This is a genomic window from Streptomyces sp. NPDC051582, assembly GCF_040681715.1.
Lineage (GTDB): Bacteria > Actinomycetota > Actinomycetes > Streptomycetales > Streptomycetaceae > Streptomyces.
Map to the genome: position 1 here is coordinate 97,913 of NZ_JBFAZJ010000025.1, position 16,565 is coordinate 114,477.

A 16,565-nucleotide genomic window follows, 5' to 3' on the forward strand; every position below is an offset into this window, starting at 1 on the left:
TCCCTCACACCTCCTTGCCGGACGCGGACGCGGACACGGATGCGGACACGGGCGCCGGCGCGGGTTCGGATGCGGACCCGGCCCCGGGCCCGGACCCGGACCCGGCGGGCGCGGCGGCGGCGCCGATCTCCGCGGGTATCTCGGTCCGGGCGGCGGAGCAGGCGCGCTGCACGCCCCGTACGACGCTGTGGTAGCCGGTGCAGCGGCACAGGTTGCCGGTGAGCCACTCGCGGATCTCGGGCTCGGTGGGCGCCTCGCGGTCCGCGGTGTTCTCGACGAGCTCGCCGAGGGCCATGACCATGCCGGGGGTGCAGAACCCGCACTGGGTCCCGTGCTCCTGGCGCAGGGCCTCCTGGAGGCCGCTGAGTTCGCCGCCGCGCGTGGTGACGCCCTCGATCGTGGTCACCTGGGAGCCCGCGGCGGCGGCGGTGAGGATCAGACAGCTCTTGACGGAGCGTCCGTCGAGCTGGACGACGCAGGTGCCGCACTGTCCGGTGTCACAGCCGACCTTGGTGCCGGTCAGCCCGAGGCCGTCGCGGAGCCGTTCGACGAGCAGTTCGTTCGGCTCCGCCGCGAACTGCTCGGGTCTTCCGTTCACATTCAGTGAGAGATCCATGCCAGCGCCTGCGCTTCCGTGAGCGGCCGGTTGAAAAGGGGCCCGCCGGGCTGCTGGAGAATTCCCCCGGAGTGCAGCGAGCCGGTGTCGACGGGAGCGAATCCCAAATCCGCGATGATTCCCGCGACGATTTCCTTCGCCTTCTCGTCGTCGCCCGCAGTGAAATGGGCCAGGCGTTCGCCCTTCGCGGTACCGGCGACGGCGAGAGTCTCGAAATGCATGGTATTCAGTGATTTCACGATCCGGGCGCCGGGATACCACTCGGCGACGAGTTCGCTGGAGGCGCGGCCGCCCGGATCGGCCGGCTTGCCACCGTCGCCGAACGCGTTCGTGGCGTCCACCAGCACCTTGTCCTGCACGGCCGCGGACGGGAGGAGTCCGCGGACGCCGGCGTACGGCACCATCAGCACCAGCAGTTCGGCCCGGTCGGCCACCTCGGCGGTGTGCGCCGCCGAGGCCGAGGGGCCCAGTTCGGCCACCAGGGGGCCGAGGGACCGCGGTCCGCGGGCGTTGGCCAGCAAGACCTCGTGCCCGGCCGCCACCAGGATCCGCGCGAGGGTGGAACCGATCCGCCCGGTGCCGATGATGCCTGTGCGCATTGCAGCTCCTACTCGGTAGATCGCTGGGTCGGTCCGTCGCTCAGCCGGTGAGCCGGTGAGCCGGTGAGCCGGTCGGTCAGGGGGCCGGCCCTCAGTCCATGCCGATCCATACCGACTTGGTCTGCGTGTAGCTCTCCAGGGATTCCGGTCCGCACTCGCGCCCGTATCCGGAGGCCTTGTAGCCGCCGTACGGCACGGAGGGGTCGTACTGGTTGTAGCAATTCACCCAGACGGTGCCGGCCTTGATCTGGGAGGCCACCCGGTGGGCGCGCCGCAGGTCCTTGGTGTGGACGCCCGCCGCGAGCCCGTACGCGCTGTCGTTGGCGATCCGGATCGCGTCTTCCTCGGTGTCGAAGGGGATGATCGACAGGACCGGGCCGAAGATCTCCTCCTGGGCGATCCGCATGCTGTTGTCGACGCCGGTGAAGATCGTCGGCAGGAAGTACAGGCCCTGGCTGGAGGCCCCTTCCGGGGTCCAGCCGGTGCCGCCCGTGCGCAGGACGGCGCCCTCCTTCTCACCGACCTCGATGTACGAGCTGACCTTCTCGAACTGGCCGCGGTGGGCCAGCGGCCCGAACAGGGTCTCCGGGTCGCGCGGATCCCCCGGCTTGAGCGCGGCCGCCCGCCTCACCAGGCGTTCGACCAGTTCGTCGTGGACGGGGCGCTGGAGCAGCAGGCGCGAGCCGGCCGTGCAGATCTCGCCCTTGTTGTAGTAGATGCCGAAGAAGGCGAGCTCCTCGGCGGCGTCGAGGTCGGCGTCGGCGAAGACGATGTTGGCGGACTTGCCGCCGAGTTCCATCGTCACCTTCTTCAGGGTGCCGGCCGACTTGCGGATGATCGTCTGGCCGACCGCGGTGGAGCCGGTGAAGGCGATCTTGTCGATGTCCGGGTGCCCGGTGAGGGTCTCGCCGAGCTCCACGCCCGGACCGGTGATGACGTTGAGCACGCCGTCCGGGATCTCCGCCTCCTGGAAGAGCTCGGCGATCTTCAGGGCGGTGAGCGGGGTGGCCGGTGAGGGCTTGTGGACGACCGTGTTGCCCGCCGCCAGCGCCGGTGCGATCTTCGTCATCGACAGCAGGAGCGGGAAGTTGAACGGGGTGATGGCGCAGACCACGCCCAGCGGTTCGCGCAGGGTGTACGCGAGCTGCCCGCCGGCCGGGGCCCGCGAGGAGCCGTCGACCCGGGTGACGGCGCCGGCGTAGTAGTGCATGAGCTGGGCGGCCATGGGGGCGTCGACCGTGCTGGAGAAGGCGAACGGCTTGCCCATGTCCACCGTCTCCAGCAGGGCGATCTCCTCCAGGTCGCGCTCGATGAGCTCACCGACCCGGTTCAGCCGCAGCGCGCGTTCCTGGGCGGAGAGTCTGCTCCAGGGACCTTCCTCGTACGCCGCGCGGGCGGCGGCCACGGCCGCGTCCGCGTCGGCGGCGGCGGCCTGGGCCACCGGTACGATCTCCTGCCCGTCCACGGGACTGATGTCCGGCTCGGTACGGCCGTCCTGGGCCGAGACCCATGTGCCGCCGATGAACAGCTTCCCGGGGTTGGCCAAGGGCTGGTCGCTGAGCGCGCGCTTGGTCATGGCTGCCTTCCGGTGTCGGATGCGGGGGCGATCTATCCCTTGGCGAGCTGCTGTAGGAACGTCTCGGCAAGGGCCTTGGAGGAATACGGGTTCTGGCCGGTGGTGAGCTTGCGGTCCACGACCACGTGCGAGTCCCAGATCTTCTCGGCCTTCTCGTAGCGCGCGCCGAGCCGGGTGAGCTCGGCCTCCAGGATCAGCGGGAGGCGGCCGGCCATGTTGGTGACCATCTCCTCGCTGTGCGAGAAGGCCGTCATCCGGTAACCCTCGAACGGCCAGCGGCCCTCGCCGTCGCGCAGCGCGAGGAGCGAGGTGTGGCCGTGGCAGACGGTGGCGAGCGGTTTGTCCTGGGCGATGGCCCAGCGCAGGAGCTGGGCGAGCTCGTCGGAGTGGGGCAGGTCCCCGATCGCGCCGTGGCCTCCGCTGACGTAGATGCCGTCGTACTCGGCCACGTCCTTCTCGCCCAGGGATTCCAGCGCGAGGGGGTTCTTGAGCTGGGGGGTGTCCTCGACGACTCTCACGTACTCGGCGGCGTTGGCCGCGTCCTCGTTCGGCGAGCCCTCGGGGCGGACCCACCTCAGGAACTGGGGGTCGATGCTGGTCTGGTCGACCGTGGGGGCCCGGCCCCCGATCGTCGCCACGTCCACGGTGTGGCCCGCGGCCTTGAAGAGGGTGTAGGGGACGACGAATTCCTCGGCCCAGAAACCCGAGGGGTGCTGTTCCCCGTCCAACAGGTGGAGCGTTGCCTTGGCCGTCATGACGACGAGAATCTTCATGACTTCTCTCCTAGTTCTGGAATCGCTGCCGATTCAACACGCCCCCCGCAGGGGGCGTAAGGGGGGAGCGTCAGGCGCGCGATACTTCGTGAGGTGCGTCCAACGCGGAGATGATGGTGCGGAATTCACCGACCAGGGGGTGGTCGGGATGGGCTTCTGCGAATATGCGTTCGCCGTACAGGGCGGCCATTTCCGGCACATACGGAAGGATTCCGGCCAGGGGAGCGCCGTACACCTCCTCGGCGCGCCGGCGGACCTGTTCCCCGTCGACGCCCTCGGGGGCCATGCTCATGACCAGAGCCCGCCGGCAGGCCAGCCGCCCGGCCAGGGCGATGGTCTCCTCGACCCCCGAGAGGTCGATCCGGTCGGCCCGGGCCAGGATCATCAGGACGTCGGCGCTCGCCATGGCGGTCACCGACTCGTTGTTCAGCCCGGCGTGGGTGTCGAGCAGCAGCACGTCGAGCGCGTAGTGCTCGGCCAGCCGGTCGAAGCCCTCGGGCAGCAGCCCGACGTCGTAGCCGCTGGTCATGAGCTCGCGCAGGGCCGCCGTCCCGGTACGGGCCGGTACGACGTACAGCCCGGGCAGGCCGACCGGCTGCGCCGTGGCCTCGATCTCGCAGCGACCGAGCAGGTAGTCGGCCAGGGAGGGGCCCGGGCCGAGCCGGAAGAGCAGGTCCAGGGTGGGCGACTGGATGTCCGTGTCGACCACCCCCACCCGGCGTCCCTCGCCCGCGATGAGCAGGGCCAGGTTCGCCAGTACCGAGGACTTCCCGGTGCCCCCGCGGTGCGAGTGCACCACGATGGTCCGGGCCATCAGGCCACCGCCGTACGGCCCGCGGCCGTGGTCCGGTCCGCGTGCGGCCCCCGCGCCGCACGTGGCCGGTGCAGGGCCAGCATGGTGACGTCGTCGTGCTGTTCGGCCGTTCCGGTGTGTTCGCGTACCGCTGTGTCCATGAGGTCGACCACCTCCCTGCCGCTCACCGGGGGGCCGGCGAGCAGCTCCAGCATCCGCTCGTCACCGAGGAAGCTGCCGTCGGGACAGCGGGCCTCCGGCACTCCGTCGGTGAACACGAACAGGGTGTCGCCGGGATTCAGCTGGGCGTAGCCGAGCGTGTAGACGCAGTCCGGCAGCACCCCGACGGCGGGTCCGGTGACCTCCAGGGCGAGCGGGTCGCCGCCTTCGGCGCGCAGCAGCAGCGGCGCGTTGTGGCCCCCGTTGATGTACACGAGGCTGCCGGTCACGGGGTCGAGCACACCGAAGAACAGGGTGGCGAAGTATCCCTGTCTGAGGTGGTTGCGGGTCAGGTAGCCGTTCGTGGCGGTGACCGCGTTGAGCAGGGGTGTCGCGCCGACGACCGGGATCCGTCTGCTGCCGCCGGCGCGCCCGGCGGCCACGAGGTGCTGGAGTCCGCTGTTCTCCGCGGTGTGCCGCAGCAGCGAGCGGATCAGGGCCATGAACAGTGCGGCGCCGACACCCTTGTCGCAGACGTCGGCGACGACGAAGGCCAGGCGGCGGCCGCGGGAGATCTCGAAGACGTCGTAGAAGTCCCCGGCGACCTGCCGTGCGGGCCGGAAGCGGACGTCGATCTCCCAGCCCTCGGGCACCGGCAGCGATTCGGGCAGGAAGCCGGCCTGGATCTCCCGGCCGATCTCCAGCTCCTTCTCGTAGCCCATGAGTTCGGCGCGGGCGTCGGCTTCGCGCAGGGTGCGGCCGAGTCCGGCGCGCTCCGAGCAGCTGTGCAGCCGCGCCCCGACGAGGGCCGGCAGGAAGGGCGGTACGAGGTAGTCGTGGCCGAGCCGGACGTGCTCCTCCAGGGCGGCGAACTCCGTCACCGTCCAGACCACCACGATGGGGGCCCCGGCCCAGCGGCGCAGCCGCCGCACCGCGAGGCGCACCGACTCGCCGTCGGCCTCGGCCGGGGCCAGCAGGACGTCGGCGACGGGCAGCTCGTCCAGTGGGCCGCCCCGCAGCTCCGCCAGCGTGCGCGCGACGAGCTCCGCGTCCATCGAGCGGAGCGCGTCGAGCAGTTCGAGCGGAGGCGGGGGGTACTCGTCGAGGATGATCACGGTCGTGGAGGGCATGGGTCCGTCCCCTCAGCGTTCACAGTCAGCGTGCTGATGTTGCGGCCGTCCCTGCGTACGTAGCTGAATTCGTCCACGCTGGTCAGCGCCAGGTGGATGCCGAGTCCGCCGATCCTGCGCCGCTCGGGGGGAGTCCCGGGGGCCGGGGGCAGGCGGCCTTCGACGGGGTCGAACGCCGGCGCCGAGTCCGCTATGGAGATCTGCACCCGGCCGGGGCCGGAGCGGCCGCGGACGGTGATCCGCCCGTCGCCGCCCCGGTACCCGTGCATCACGATGTTCGTGGCCAGCTCGTCCACGGCCAGCCGGATCCGGTACGCGGGCCCCTTTCCGAGGCCCGCCCGGCCGGCCAGCCGCAGGACGAACACGGCGATGTCGCCCAGTGCCCCCAGCGTGGCGGGCACCTCCAGCTCCGCGGGCGTCCTCGCCAGTTCGACCATGTCACTCATGCGATTCACTCATCGGAGAGCACGATGCTGCGGTCGAGCCCGGCCGTCCGGATGGTCCGGGACACGGGCTCGATCGCGCCGACCACCTTGATGGTCACGTGGTTGGCCACCTTCTGCTGGGCGAAGACCAGGGACCGCAGCCCGGCGCTGGCCATGTAGCCGACACCGGCCATCCTGATCTCGACCGTGCCGGTGCCGTGCCCGGCGGCCTTCTCGATGGTCTGGTGGAAGTCCGGCGCGGTCTTGGCGTCCAGCTCGCCCGCCAGCTCGATCACGGTGGTGTCGCCCTCGATGCTCAGGGACACGGAAAGCGGCATGTCAGGTCTCCTTCGGCGCTGCGGTTGGAGCGTTCGGTCAGATCGGGTCGCGACGGCTAGAGCTCGGGATCGGGCGTCCGGCCGACCAGGATCACGACCGAGCGCGGACCGATCAGGTACTTCCCGGAGTTCTCCAGCTCGGGCTCGCCGCCGGGGGTGCGGATGTCGTGCGGGGCCTCGGCCCCGGTGTCCGCGAACAGGTGCCAGCTGCGCCCGTGCGGGAGCGCGGGCAGCTCCAGGTCGTGCGCTTCCCAGTGCGAGTTCATGGCCACGTACACCACGTCGTCGTCCCCGGTGCCGCAGCGGGCCACGGCCAGCAGCCGGCTGTCCGCCGACCAGTCGGGCTGCCAGGCCCGCTCGCCGTGCCAGCTGATGTCCGGCAGTCCGAGGCTCTCGCGGACCCGGCCGGTGGGGTGGGAGGTGGAGCGCAGTTCCCGGTGGCGCCCGCGGAACGCGATCATCTCCCGGGTGAACCGGAGCAGTTCGGCGTTCTCGTCGACCTGCTCCCAGTCGAACCAGGACAGCTCGTTGTCCTGGCAGTACGTGTTGTTGTTGCCCTGCTGGGAGCGGGCCACCTCGTCGCCCGACAGCAGCATCGGGATGCCCTGGCTGGTCATGAGGATGGCGATCGCGTTCTTCATCTGGCGCGTGCGCAGCCGGTTGACCTCGGGATCGTCGGTCGGCCCCTCGGCCCCGCAGTTCCAGCTGGCGTTGTCGTTGCCGCCGTCGTTGTTGCCCTCGCCGTTCGCCTCGTTGTGCTTGTCGTTGTACGAGACGAGGTCGGCCAGGGTGAAACCGTCGTGGGCGGTGAGGAAGTTGACCGAGGCCGAGGTGCCGCGGCTGGAATACAGGTCGGGCGAGCCGGCGATGCGGGTGGCCAGCTCCCCGGTCACGCCGGGGTCGCCCTTGAGGAAGCTGCGCACGGTGTCGCGGTACTTCCCGTTCCACTCGGCCCAGCGCCCGTACGCCGGGAAGTTGCCGACCTCGTAGAGGCCGCCCGCGTCCCAGGCCTCGGCGATGAGCTTGGTGTGCCGCAGGACGGGGTCGTAGGCGAGCATCTCCAGCAGCGGCGGGTTGGGCAGCGGGGTGCCGTCCAGGTCCCGGCCGAGGATGGCCGCGAGGTCGAAGCGGAAGCCGTCGATGTGGTAGTCGGCGACCCAGTGGCGCAGGCAGTCGAGCACGAAGCTGCGCACGACGGGGTGGTTGCAGTTGACCGTGTTGCCCGTGCCGCTGAAGTTGAAGTAGTACCCCTCCGGCGTGAGCATGTAGTACGTGGCGTTGTCGAGCCCCTTGAAGGAGATCGTCGGGCCCTGCTCGTTGCCCTCGGCGGTGTGGTTGAAGACGACGTCGAGGATGACCTCGATGCCGGCCGCGTGCAGGTCCTTGATCAGGGTGCGGAACTCGTCGCCCTGCATCCCGTAGCGTCCGGTGGCCGCGTAGCCGGCCTTGGGCGCGAAGAACGAGACCGTGTTGTAGCCCCAGTAGTCGAAGAGGTGCTCGCCCGTCTCCGGGTTGGAGCGCATGTTGTCGCTCTCGTCGAACTCGAACACCGGGAGCAGCTCGATGCAGTTGACCCCGAGTTCCTTCAGGTACGGGATCTTCTCGCGCAGCCCCGCGAAGGTGCCCGGGGCGGTGACCCGCGAGGAGGGGTGCCGGGTGAAACCGCGCACGTGGGTCTCGTACACCACGAGGTCCTCGGCGGGCAGTCCCAGCGGGGTGTCGTCGCCCCAGTCGAAGTCCTGGAGGCAGACGCGGGAGCGGTACTGGTAGCCGCGGCTGCGGTCCGGCTCCACGCCCCACACGTCACGGCCGGAGATCAGCCGGGCGTAGGGGTCGGAGAGGATCTGGCGGGCGTCGAAGCGGTGCCCGGAGACCGGGTCGTAGGGGCCGTCGGCCCGGTACCCGTACTCGATGTTCTCGTGGTCGAGGCCGAAGACCGTCATGGCGAAGACGCTGCCGGTGCGGAACTCCTCGGGGAATTCCAGCTCGGCCATGGGCTCGGGCTCTCCGCGCTTGAAGATGACCAGGGTCATGGAGGTCGCCTGGTCGGAGAAGACGGAGAAACTGACCCCGCCGGGGACCACGTTGGCCCCGAAGGGGAACGGTTTGCCGGCGCGGACGCGGTACCCGCCCACTTCGTGGGTCGGGTACGCGTCGACGCGCAGCACCTGCTCGGACCGGGCCTCGGTCATCGCGCGGCCGCGGGCTTGAGGGCCGACTTGGCCTTGGACTGCGCGGCCGCCGCCTCGCCGGTCTGGAAGAAGTCCAGGAAGCCGGTGGCCGACATGACGAACCGGACTTCCTCGCTCACCCCGTAGAGGGTGACCGCGACCCCGGCGTGCTGGGCCTCGCGGTAGACGACGAGCAGGGTGCGCAGGCCCGCGCTGGACACGTACGTGACGGCCGTGAGGTCGATCCGCAGCGGCCGGCCCTCGCGGACCAGCGGCAGCAGGGACTGCAGCAGCTGTCCGGAGGTCTCACTGTTGATCTCGCCGGTGGCGACGAGGACGGTACCGCCCTTGTTGCGGCGTTCCTTGACGTTCAGAGACATTGCTTTCCCCTCTAGTCGGGGCGCCCCCCGTTGAGCGCTATGAAGTCACCGGGCGCAGCCGGACCTTGACCTTGATCCGCCCCTGGACGTCCGGCAGCCTGACGGTCAGGCCGTCCGCGTCGAAGTCCCGGTACGGCTTCTCGTCGATTTCGACGGACGCGATCTGCACGGAGCCGGCGGGCAGCAGGTCGGGTGAGACCCGCAGCACGCGGTCGGGCAGGTTGGTCGGGTCGGGCTTGAAGTGGAAGTCCATTTCCCGCTTGTTGATCAGCAGGTTGTTGTAGACGGCGGACAGGTAGCAGAGCTCCGCCGAGTGGTACATGGACATCGAGTGGCTGCCCTTGAGCCGCTCCGTGCCGAGCAGGTACGGCGTACCGCTGGCGAGCACGTTGAAGTAGACGGCTCCCTCGTCGTGGTCGAGGAAGAACGTGTTGTAGAAGGCCTCCGCCTGCCGGGCCTCGCGCAGGAAGGCGTCGCCGCCGACGGTGCCGTTCAGGATGAGGTAGGCGAGGATCGCCTGCTCCTGCTGCCACCAGGCCTTGCGGTCGTGCCAGGCGAAACGGTACGCCTCCTGCCCGTCCTTGCTGACGGACTTGACGCGCTCCACGACGTCGTACCAGCCGCCGCGCTGCACGTCGCTGCCGACCGCCGGCATGATCTCGCCGATCTTCTTGGCGAGGTCCTCGTACGCCGGCTTGGCCTTCAGCGAGTTCATCCGCATCAGGTTCCAGGCGATCTTGAGGTTGTGCCCGACGACCGCGCGGTTCTGCTGCCAGCTGTGCGCGGTGTCGTGCGACCAGTCGCGGAAGAAGCGCTCCTGGACGAACGGGCTGTTCTTGTAGTCCGGGAACTTGTCCGCGATGGTGTCGAAGGTGTACTCCAGGAAGTCGGCGTACCTCTGGTCGCCGGTCGCCAGGTACAGGTTGATCAGGTAGGCGGGCGCGTGGTCGCCGACCGAGTTCCAGTTCTTGCGCTCGGCGTTCTCGCCGAGGGACTCGTGGTCCGCGCTGAACAGGATCGGGTCGATGTGCGAGTAGTAGCCGCCCTGCTCCTCGTCCTTGAAGAACTTGTCGAACAGCCGGATGGTGGCGTCCGCGTCGTTCTTGATCCGGATGTCACCGGTGACCCGGTACGTCTGGATCGGGCCGGCCAGCGCGTAGATCTGCTCGTACATCGGGATCGCGTCGTAGTCGTCGGAGAACTCCGAGGTGAACAGCTTGCGCTCGCTGTCCCCGTCGACGCTGATGCCGTGGTACCAGAAGACCACGTCCTCCTCGCTGTCCACGACCCGCATGTGCTTGCGCAGGTACTCGGTGCCGCGCTCGGCGACCTCCAGGTACGCGTCCTTGCCGGTCAGCAGGTAGGCCGAGGCCATGCCGTAGACCAGGCGGGAGATCGTGTCGGTCTCCTGGACGTGGCTGGCGGTCTTGTCGCCGCCGAGCCGGATCTCGGTGCGGTACTCGGTGAAGTCCACCGGGCCCTCGCCGAACTGCGCCCGGATGTAGAAGTCGGCCAGCGACTCGATCTGCTTGACCCACCAGCTGGGCTCCTCGAACCGGTAGTCCTCGGCGCCGCGGCCCAGGAACACCAGGCGCTTGGCGTCGAAACGCCCGCCGCGCTCCGGGTAGTGGACGCCGTACACGAAGAGGAACCGGCCCGGCGAGAGCATCTCGTCGATGTGCCCGGAGGCGTCGATGTACGGCTCGTCCAGGTTGCGGACCAGCTCGGCACTCGGGTCGCCGGCCAGGGAGACGTCGAACTCCCTCCCGTCCGAGGTCTTCAGCCGCAGCAGGCGGGACTCGGAGTCGAAGCGGCCGACGTAGCCCGCGATGGTGTCGGAGAAGGAGAAGCTCACGGCGTCCGCCATGTCATGCACCGTCCTTGTCGTGTGAGCGGTCGTCCTCGAATCCCTGACTGACCTCGACGATCACCCCGTCGGGATCGCGGACCCACACGGTCCGCCAGCCGCAGATGAAGTCGTCGAAGTCCAGCGGGCCCAGGGTCACTTCGGCCGCGTCCCCCAGCTCTGCCAGGAACGCGTCCACGCTGTCGGTCTGGAAGGCCAGGTGGCGCATCCGGCCGGGGGCCCGCGGCCCGTCCTCCTGGGCCGGCCCGGCCGGGCCGGTGTCCGCCGCGAAGAGCTCCAGGTACGCGTCCCCCTTGCGCAGGAACACGATCTTGGCCTCGCCGAGGTCGACCACCCGGGCCCGGGTGAAGCCGAAGTACCGGGTGTAGAAGTCCTCCGTCGTCTTCTGGTCCGCGCAGTTCAGGCCCACGTGCGACCAGACCATCGCGCGCTCCCCGGCGCCGGGCATCAGGCGCTCCCCCGGCCCCGCCCCGCCGCGATCAGCTCGATGATCCGGCGGGCGAAGAGGTGGTGGTGGGCGCCGGTGCGGCCGGTGACCAGGTCACCGTCGACCACCACGTCCTCGTTGACGTACTCGGCGCCCATGTTGCGGACGTCGCCGATGAGGTTGTTGTGGCAGACCACCTTGCGGCCCCGGATCTTGTCCGGGATCGAGGCGGCCAGCCACATGCCGTGGCAGATGATCCCCTTGAGGACCGTCGGCTCCTCGAAGGCCCGGCGCAGCAGCTCCGTCGCCGGCGCCAGTACGTCCACGTCCTCGGTGTAGCGCAGCCGGTCGGCCACCATGCCCGAGGGCACGATGATCGCCGCGTACCGGCGCAGCTCCTCGTCGCTCAGCCCCTCCAGGGACTTGTCGGCGGTGAACGGCGCCCGGTACTCGTGTCCGGAGAAGGTGATGGAGCCGTTGCCCCACAGCCGGGTCAGGAAGTCGACCTCGGCGCCCTCCTCGGCGAACCGGTGCCCGTAGTAGAAGATCTCGGGCTCGTAGAAGTCGCTCTCGACCAGGACCGCGATCCGGGTCCCGCTCAGCGCGCCCTCGCGCAGTACGGCGTCAGGCACGGGAGGTCCCCCTCAGGAAGTCCGCCGCGCGCTCGGCGATCATCGCGATGGCGGTGTGGCAGTTGCCCGACGGGACGGCGGGCATCACGCTGGCGTCGACGACGCGCAGGTTGCGTACGCCGTGCACCCGCAGCTCGGGGTCGACGACGGAGAGGTCGTCGACGCCCATGCGGCAGGAGCCGGCCTGGTGGTGGTAGCTCTCCGACTTCTGCCTCGCGAAGGTCCGCAGGTCCTCGTCCGAGACGGAGCCGGGACCGGGCTGGAGCTCCTGCTTGTACCAGGGCGAGAAGGCCGAGGTCGCGAAGATCTCCCGGGCCAGCTTGATCCCCTGCACCATCCGCTCCAGGTCCCACCGGTCGCCCAGGTAGTTCGGGTTGATCAGCGGGTGGGCCAGCGGATCGGCGCTCGCGAGCCGGATCCAGCCGCGCGAGACGGGGCGTACGACACCGGGGAGGATGCTCACCGTGTTCGGGTGGTCCTTGCCGACGATCACGTCGAACGGCACGTGGACGAAGGCGATCTGCAGGTCGGGAGCGGGGAGACCGGGCCGGGAGGAAAGGAACAGGGCGCTCTCCGACAGGTTCTGCGCCGGGGGCGGGAGCTCCTGGGTGACCTCGGCCATCAGCCCGGTCAGTACGTGGTTGTGGAAGTTCTCGCCGACCCCGGGCAGCGCCGCGACCGTCCCGATGCCGTGCTCGCGCAGCTGCTCGGGGTTGCCGATGCCGGACAGCAGCAGCAGCTTCGGCGACTCGATCGCCCCGGCGGCCACGATCACCTCGCGGAGGGCCCGTACGGAATGGGGTCCGGGCTCGGCGGCCGTACTGTGCGCGTCGCGCACGGTCCGGCCCGGGAACTCGGCCGCCGGTGCGAGCTGGGTGTACTCGACGCCCGTGCAGGTGTCGCCGTCGAAGAGCAGGCGGGTGGTCTGGGCGCCGGTGCGCAGCGTCAGGTTGGACCGCTCCAGCGCCGGCTCCAGGTAAGCGGCGAGGGTGCCCTGGCGGCGTCCGTCGGCCACGTCGATGTGGTGCCAGCCGGCGCCGAAGAGGCCGCGCCGCGGCCCGTCGGTGTTGAAGTCGTCGATCTCCTGGTGGCCGAGCTCGACGGCCGCGTCGATGAAGGCGCGGGAGACCGGGTTGGGGCCGTGCCGCCCTGCGTTGGTGATGCGCTGCGGGCCGCGGGTGCCGGTGGTGGGCGCGATGGCGTCCTCCTGGCCCTCCAGCAGGGCGAAGTACGGCAGGACGTCCTCGTGACCCCAGCCGGCGGCGCCCTGGTAGGCCCAGTTGTCGAAGTCCGAGGCGTGGCCCCGGACGTGCATCATGATGTACAGGTTGCTGCTGCCGCCCGGGGCCTTGCCGCGCGGTTCGTACGTACGGCGGCCGTCGAGACCGGGCTGCGGGACGCTGGTGTAGCCCCAGTCGACGGGGCCGCCGAGCAGCTTGTACCAGGAGGACGGGTCGTCCACCTCGGGCGGGATGCGGTTGCCGCCCGCCTCCAGGACCAGGACGGAGACGTCCGGGTCCTCGGAGAGCCGGTTCGCGAGGACGCTGCCCGCGGTGCCGGATCCCACGATCACGTAGTCGTACTCTTCTCTCTCGGCGTTTCCCACGAGTCGGCCCCCTCAGCCCTGGCTCAGCACCTGGAAGGGGACGGTGTCGTGGTAGTTCGCCATGTACGCGATCTTTCCGTCCACGATCCGGAAGAAGTTCATGACCTCGGCCTCGATCGCCTCGCCCGCGGCGCCGACGGCGCTGAGGTGGGAGACGGCGGCGGCCTTCTCCCCGTCGACGAGGAAGTGCACGGGCGTGTTCCGGAAGACGCGGTACATCGTCCCCATGCCCTTCATCATCGAGCGCAGGACCTCCAGGCCCTCGATGTGTCCGGCGAGCTGCTCGTCCATGACCTGGTCCTCGGCGAACAGGTCGCACCAGCGGTCCCAGTCACCGGCGTTGGCGTATTCGTAGTACTTCTCAAGGATCTGTCGTGCGTCCACGGCGCTCCTCCCCCTATCGGTCGCGGCGGGTTCCGTCGGGCGCGAACGGCGCCCAGAACTGGCTGAAGGCGGTCGCCGAGTCCCCGAAGAGCCCGTCGCGGCCCTCGACGATCCGTCCGTCCCGCCAGCGCATGAAGTGGAAGACGGGGTAGTCCATCCGCTCGTACGGGGACCGGCTGGCCTCGTCGGCGCCGTCGCGCAGGGCGACGTTGCGGCAGACGTCGGCGCTGCAGTCCTCGCCGACGAGGACCGCCTGGATGTCCATGCGGAAGGTGCCGCCCGTGAGCTTGTGGGTCTGCCCCATCAGCTCCAGGAAGGCGTCCAGGCTCTCGTACCAGCCGGCCAGCGGGTGGCTTCCCGGGACCAGCCAGCGCAGGTCCTCGGAGTAGTACTCCAGGATGCGGGCCCGGTCGCCGGAGCCGAGGGCGGCGTACGCCGCCTCGACCCGCTCCCGTGTCACTTCGGTCATCGTCGCTTCTCCTTCGCCTGCCCGGCTCCCGGGCTCAGAGCGAGCCGGAACCGGGCATCGGGGCCAGGTCGTTGACGGTGTACTGCTTGATCAGCGGTCCGTCGGGACCGGCCACGACCGTCCAGGTCTGGTCGGCGTCGAAGCCGAGCCACTCGCTGCGGGCGGCCGGCGGGTCCCAGATCTTGGCCTGCCAGTTGACCAGGACCCGGACGACGGCGCGGTCGCCCTCGATGACGGGCTCCACCTTCGTGACGGTGTGGACCTCGTCGAAGAAGCGGTTCGTGACCGCCTCGTACCAGCGGCCGAAACCCTCGTGGCCGTTGAAGGTGTCCTCGGGGACCTTGAACTCCAGGTCCTCGGTGATCATGGCCAGCACCTGGTCGGGCGGCAGGTGCTGGTCCAGGGCCACGTACCAGTTCTCCGCGAAGGTGCGGATCGCGTCCTCGGTCAGCCGCTCGGCGGGCATGCGGTCTCCTCCTGTCCGTGGTGGTGTGCGGTGCGATGTGTCGCGGCGGTGCGGTGCAGCGCCGTGTGGCGGTGCGGTGCGGTGCGGCGGTGCGGTGCGGCCGTGTGTCAGATCTGTACGTCGACCAGGAACGGTCCGGGGTGCTCCAGCATCCGGCTCACGGCGGCGACCGCCTCGTCCGGCTTCTCCACCCGCATCCCCTCGGCGCCGAGCGCCCGCGCCAGCCCGGCGAAGTCGATCTCGGGGTGGGAGAGGTCGAAGGAGCCCGGGAAGCCGTGCTCCGGGATGTCCCGCTCCCGCCAGTACTGGGCGATGTTGTCGTCCAGCAGCCGGTACTTGCGGTTGTTGCAGACCACGAACTTGGCGTCGATGCCGTGCCGGACCGCGGTCCACAGCGCCTGGTACGTGTACATCGACCCGCCGTCGCCCGCGAAGCCGACGACCAGGCGGTCCGGGCGGGCCAGCTTGGCGCCGACCGCCCCCGGGAAGCCCACGCCGAGGGAGCCGCCCCGGGTGAGGTGGTAGTCGCCCGGGCGCTCCGCCGGCAGGTACCGGGTGACCAGCGGCGAGGTGGTCAGCGCCTCGTCGAAGACGATCAGGTCCCCGCCGGTGCGCTCGGCCAGGGTCCGCAGGAAGACGGCCATCGGCGTCCCGTCCCGCTCGCTGTCCCCGCCCCTGGCTGCCAGCGCCCGCTCCCGGGTGCGGGCGTCGAGCCGGGAGGCCGCGGCCGCCCGCCGCTGCGGGCTCAGCCGGCGGTCCAGTACGCCGGCCAGCGCGCGCAGCGCCTGCTTCGGGTCGGCGGCCAGTCCCAGGTCCACCGGATGGTTCTTGGCGATCTCGTAGGCGTTCAGGTCGATGTGGACGACCTTGGCACCGGCCCGGAAGGGGTTCTCCAGCTCGGGGAACACCTCCGGGAAGACGTAGGTGCCGACGATCAGCACCCCGTCGGCGCCGGCGACGAGCTCCTTGCTGTGCGGGCCGAACATGTGGCCGCTCTGGCCTCGCCGCAGCGGGTGCGAGGCCGCGATGTTCACCTCGGAGGAGTCCACCTCGTACACGTCGGCGCCCAGCAGCTCGGCGACGGCGACGAGTTCGCGCTGGGCCCCGGAGAGCGAGACCCCGTCCCCGACGAGGATCACGGGCCGCTCCGCGGAGGCGAGCAGCTCGGCCGCCCGCCCCACCGAGGCCGGCGAGGGCGCCACGTCGGTGAGCGGTACCGCGGCGGGCAGGACGGGCTCGGAGTTCAGCTCGTCCAGTACGTCCATCGGCAGCGCCACGAACACCGGACCGCGCGGCGGGGTCAAGGCGATCTTGACCGCCCGCCGGACGGTGCGCAGTACGGAGTGCCGGTCGGTCACCCGGGTCGCGTACTTCGTCACGGGCTTCGCCATCGCCACCAGGTCGGACGCCATCTGCGCGTCCATGGCGTCGTAGCGGACCCCGGCGTCGCCGGCGACCACGACGAGCGGGGTGTGGCCGCGCAGCGACTGGTACATCATCCCGATGCCGTTGCCCAGCCCCACCCCGGAGTGCAGCTGGAGCAGGGCCGCGCCGCCGGTGGCCCGGGCATAACCGTCGGCGATGCCGGCGGCCACGGTCTCCTGGAGGGCGAGGACGTAATGGAAGTCCTCCGCCGCGTCGACCGCGTCGAGGAATCCCTGTTCCACCGTCCCCGGATTTCCGAACATCACATTCAGGCCGTCGGCCTTGAACTGCTCGATCAGCCTTTCCCGTCCGGGAGTGGCTTTCATGAT

General features: G+C 70.2%; 18 protein-coding genes. All 18 read right to left on the bottom strand.

From position 1 onward, the window contains the following. Positions 1-4: 4 nt before the first annotated feature. The 18 genes from AB0M92_RS28335 to AB0M92_RS28420 all read right to left on the bottom strand — a co-directional run bounded on the left by AB0M92_RS28335 (position 5) and on the right by AB0M92_RS28420 (position 16,562). A complete protein-coding gene (locus AB0M92_RS28335; protein ID WP_366105139.1) occupies positions 5-598 on the bottom strand; it encodes a (2Fe-2S)-binding protein in 594 nt (197 codons plus the stop codon). Between the two features lie 2 nt (positions 599-600). Beyond that, positions 601-1,215: an NAD(P)-binding domain-containing protein gene (locus AB0M92_RS28340; RefSeq protein ID WP_366105140.1), complete on the bottom strand. Its 615-nt coding sequence runs from the start codon at positions 1,213-1,215 to the stop codon at positions 601-603. 91 nt (positions 1,216-1,306) lie between these two features. Beyond that, positions 1,307-2,791, bottom strand: a complete 1,485-nt coding sequence (locus tag AB0M92_RS28345; RefSeq protein ID WP_366105141.1) for an aldehyde dehydrogenase family protein — start codon at positions 2,789-2,791, stop codon at positions 1,307-1,309. 32 nt (positions 2,792-2,823) lie between these two features. Beyond that, a complete protein-coding gene (locus AB0M92_RS28350) occupies positions 2,824-3,564 on the bottom strand; it encodes a type 1 glutamine amidotransferase domain-containing protein (RefSeq protein WP_366105142.1) in 741 nt (246 codons plus the stop codon). 70 nt (positions 3,565-3,634) lie between these two features. Beyond that, positions 3,635-4,378, bottom strand: a complete 744-nt coding sequence (locus AB0M92_RS28355) for a MinD/ParA family protein (protein WP_366105143.1) — start codon at positions 4,376-4,378, stop codon at positions 3,635-3,637. After that, positions 4,378-5,646 carry a PP2C family protein-serine/threonine phosphatase gene (locus tag AB0M92_RS28360; protein WP_366105144.1) on the bottom strand — a complete coding sequence of 423 codons (1,269 nt, stop codon included), beginning with the start codon at positions 5,644-5,646 and terminating at the stop codon, positions 4,378-4,380. Before AB0M92_RS28360 ends, AB0M92_RS28355 begins: the two co-directional genes overlap by 1 nt. Next, on the bottom strand, positions 5,628-6,092 hold the full coding sequence (locus tag AB0M92_RS28365) for an anti-sigma regulatory factor (protein ID WP_366105145.1): 465 nt from the start codon (positions 6,090-6,092) through the stop codon (positions 5,628-5,630). Before AB0M92_RS28365 ends, AB0M92_RS28360 begins: the two co-directional genes overlap by 19 nt. 5 nt (positions 6,093-6,097) lie before the next feature. Further along, positions 6,098-6,409 (bottom strand): STAS domain-containing protein, encoded by a 312-nt coding sequence (locus tag AB0M92_RS28370; protein ID WP_030157520.1) that lies wholly within the window; start codon positions 6,407-6,409, stop codon positions 6,098-6,100. 56 nt (positions 6,410-6,465) lie between these two features. Continuing rightward, positions 6,466-8,601: a glycogen debranching protein GlgX gene (glgX, locus tag AB0M92_RS28375; protein ID WP_366105146.1), complete on the bottom strand. Its 2,136-nt coding sequence runs from the start codon at positions 8,599-8,601 to the stop codon at positions 6,466-6,468. Further along, entirely contained in the window at positions 8,598-8,960 is a 363-nt protein-coding gene (locus tag AB0M92_RS28380) for an STAS domain-containing protein (protein WP_366105147.1), read from the bottom strand. Before AB0M92_RS28380 ends, glgX begins: the two co-directional genes overlap by 4 nt. A gap of 37 nt (positions 8,961-8,997) precedes the next feature. Beyond that, the gene (locus AB0M92_RS28385) at positions 8,998-10,827 is read right to left on the bottom strand and encodes an AGE family epimerase/isomerase (RefSeq protein WP_366105148.1); all 1,830 of its coding nucleotides are present in this window, start codon (positions 10,825-10,827) and stop codon (positions 8,998-9,000) included. A gap of 1 nt (position 10,828) precedes the next feature. Then, positions 10,829-11,275 (bottom strand): VOC family protein, encoded by a 447-nt coding sequence (locus AB0M92_RS28390; protein WP_366105149.1) that lies wholly within the window; start codon positions 11,273-11,275, stop codon positions 10,829-10,831. Further along, on the bottom strand, positions 11,275-11,886 hold the full coding sequence (locus AB0M92_RS28395; protein WP_366105151.1) for a DJ-1/PfpI family protein: 612 nt from the start codon (positions 11,884-11,886) through the stop codon (positions 11,275-11,277). Before AB0M92_RS28395 ends, AB0M92_RS28390 begins: the two co-directional genes overlap by 1 nt. After that, positions 11,879-13,492 (bottom strand): GMC oxidoreductase, encoded by a 1,614-nt coding sequence (locus tag AB0M92_RS28400; protein ID WP_366105152.1) that lies wholly within the window; start codon positions 13,490-13,492, stop codon positions 11,879-11,881. Before AB0M92_RS28400 ends, AB0M92_RS28395 begins: the two co-directional genes overlap by 8 nt. A 12-nt stretch (positions 13,493-13,504) precedes the next feature. Next, positions 13,505-13,876, bottom strand: coding sequence for a nuclear transport factor 2 family protein (locus AB0M92_RS28405; RefSeq protein ID WP_366105153.1), 372 nt, complete (start codon positions 13,874-13,876; stop codon positions 13,505-13,507). 13 nt (positions 13,877-13,889) lie between these two features. Next, the gene (locus tag AB0M92_RS28410; RefSeq protein ID WP_366105154.1) at positions 13,890-14,345 is read right to left on the bottom strand and encodes a nuclear transport factor 2 family protein; all 456 of its coding nucleotides are present in this window, start codon (positions 14,343-14,345) and stop codon (positions 13,890-13,892) included. Positions 14,346-14,379: 34 nt separating this feature from the next. Then, a complete protein-coding gene (locus AB0M92_RS28415) occupies positions 14,380-14,811 on the bottom strand; it encodes a nuclear transport factor 2 family protein (protein WP_366105155.1) in 432 nt (143 codons plus the stop codon). A gap of 107 nt (positions 14,812-14,918) precedes the next feature. Further along, positions 14,919-16,562 (bottom strand): thiamine pyrophosphate-binding protein, encoded by a 1,644-nt coding sequence (locus AB0M92_RS28420; RefSeq protein WP_366105156.1) that lies wholly within the window; start codon positions 16,560-16,562, stop codon positions 14,919-14,921. Between the last annotated feature and the right edge of the window lie 3 nt (positions 16,563-16,565).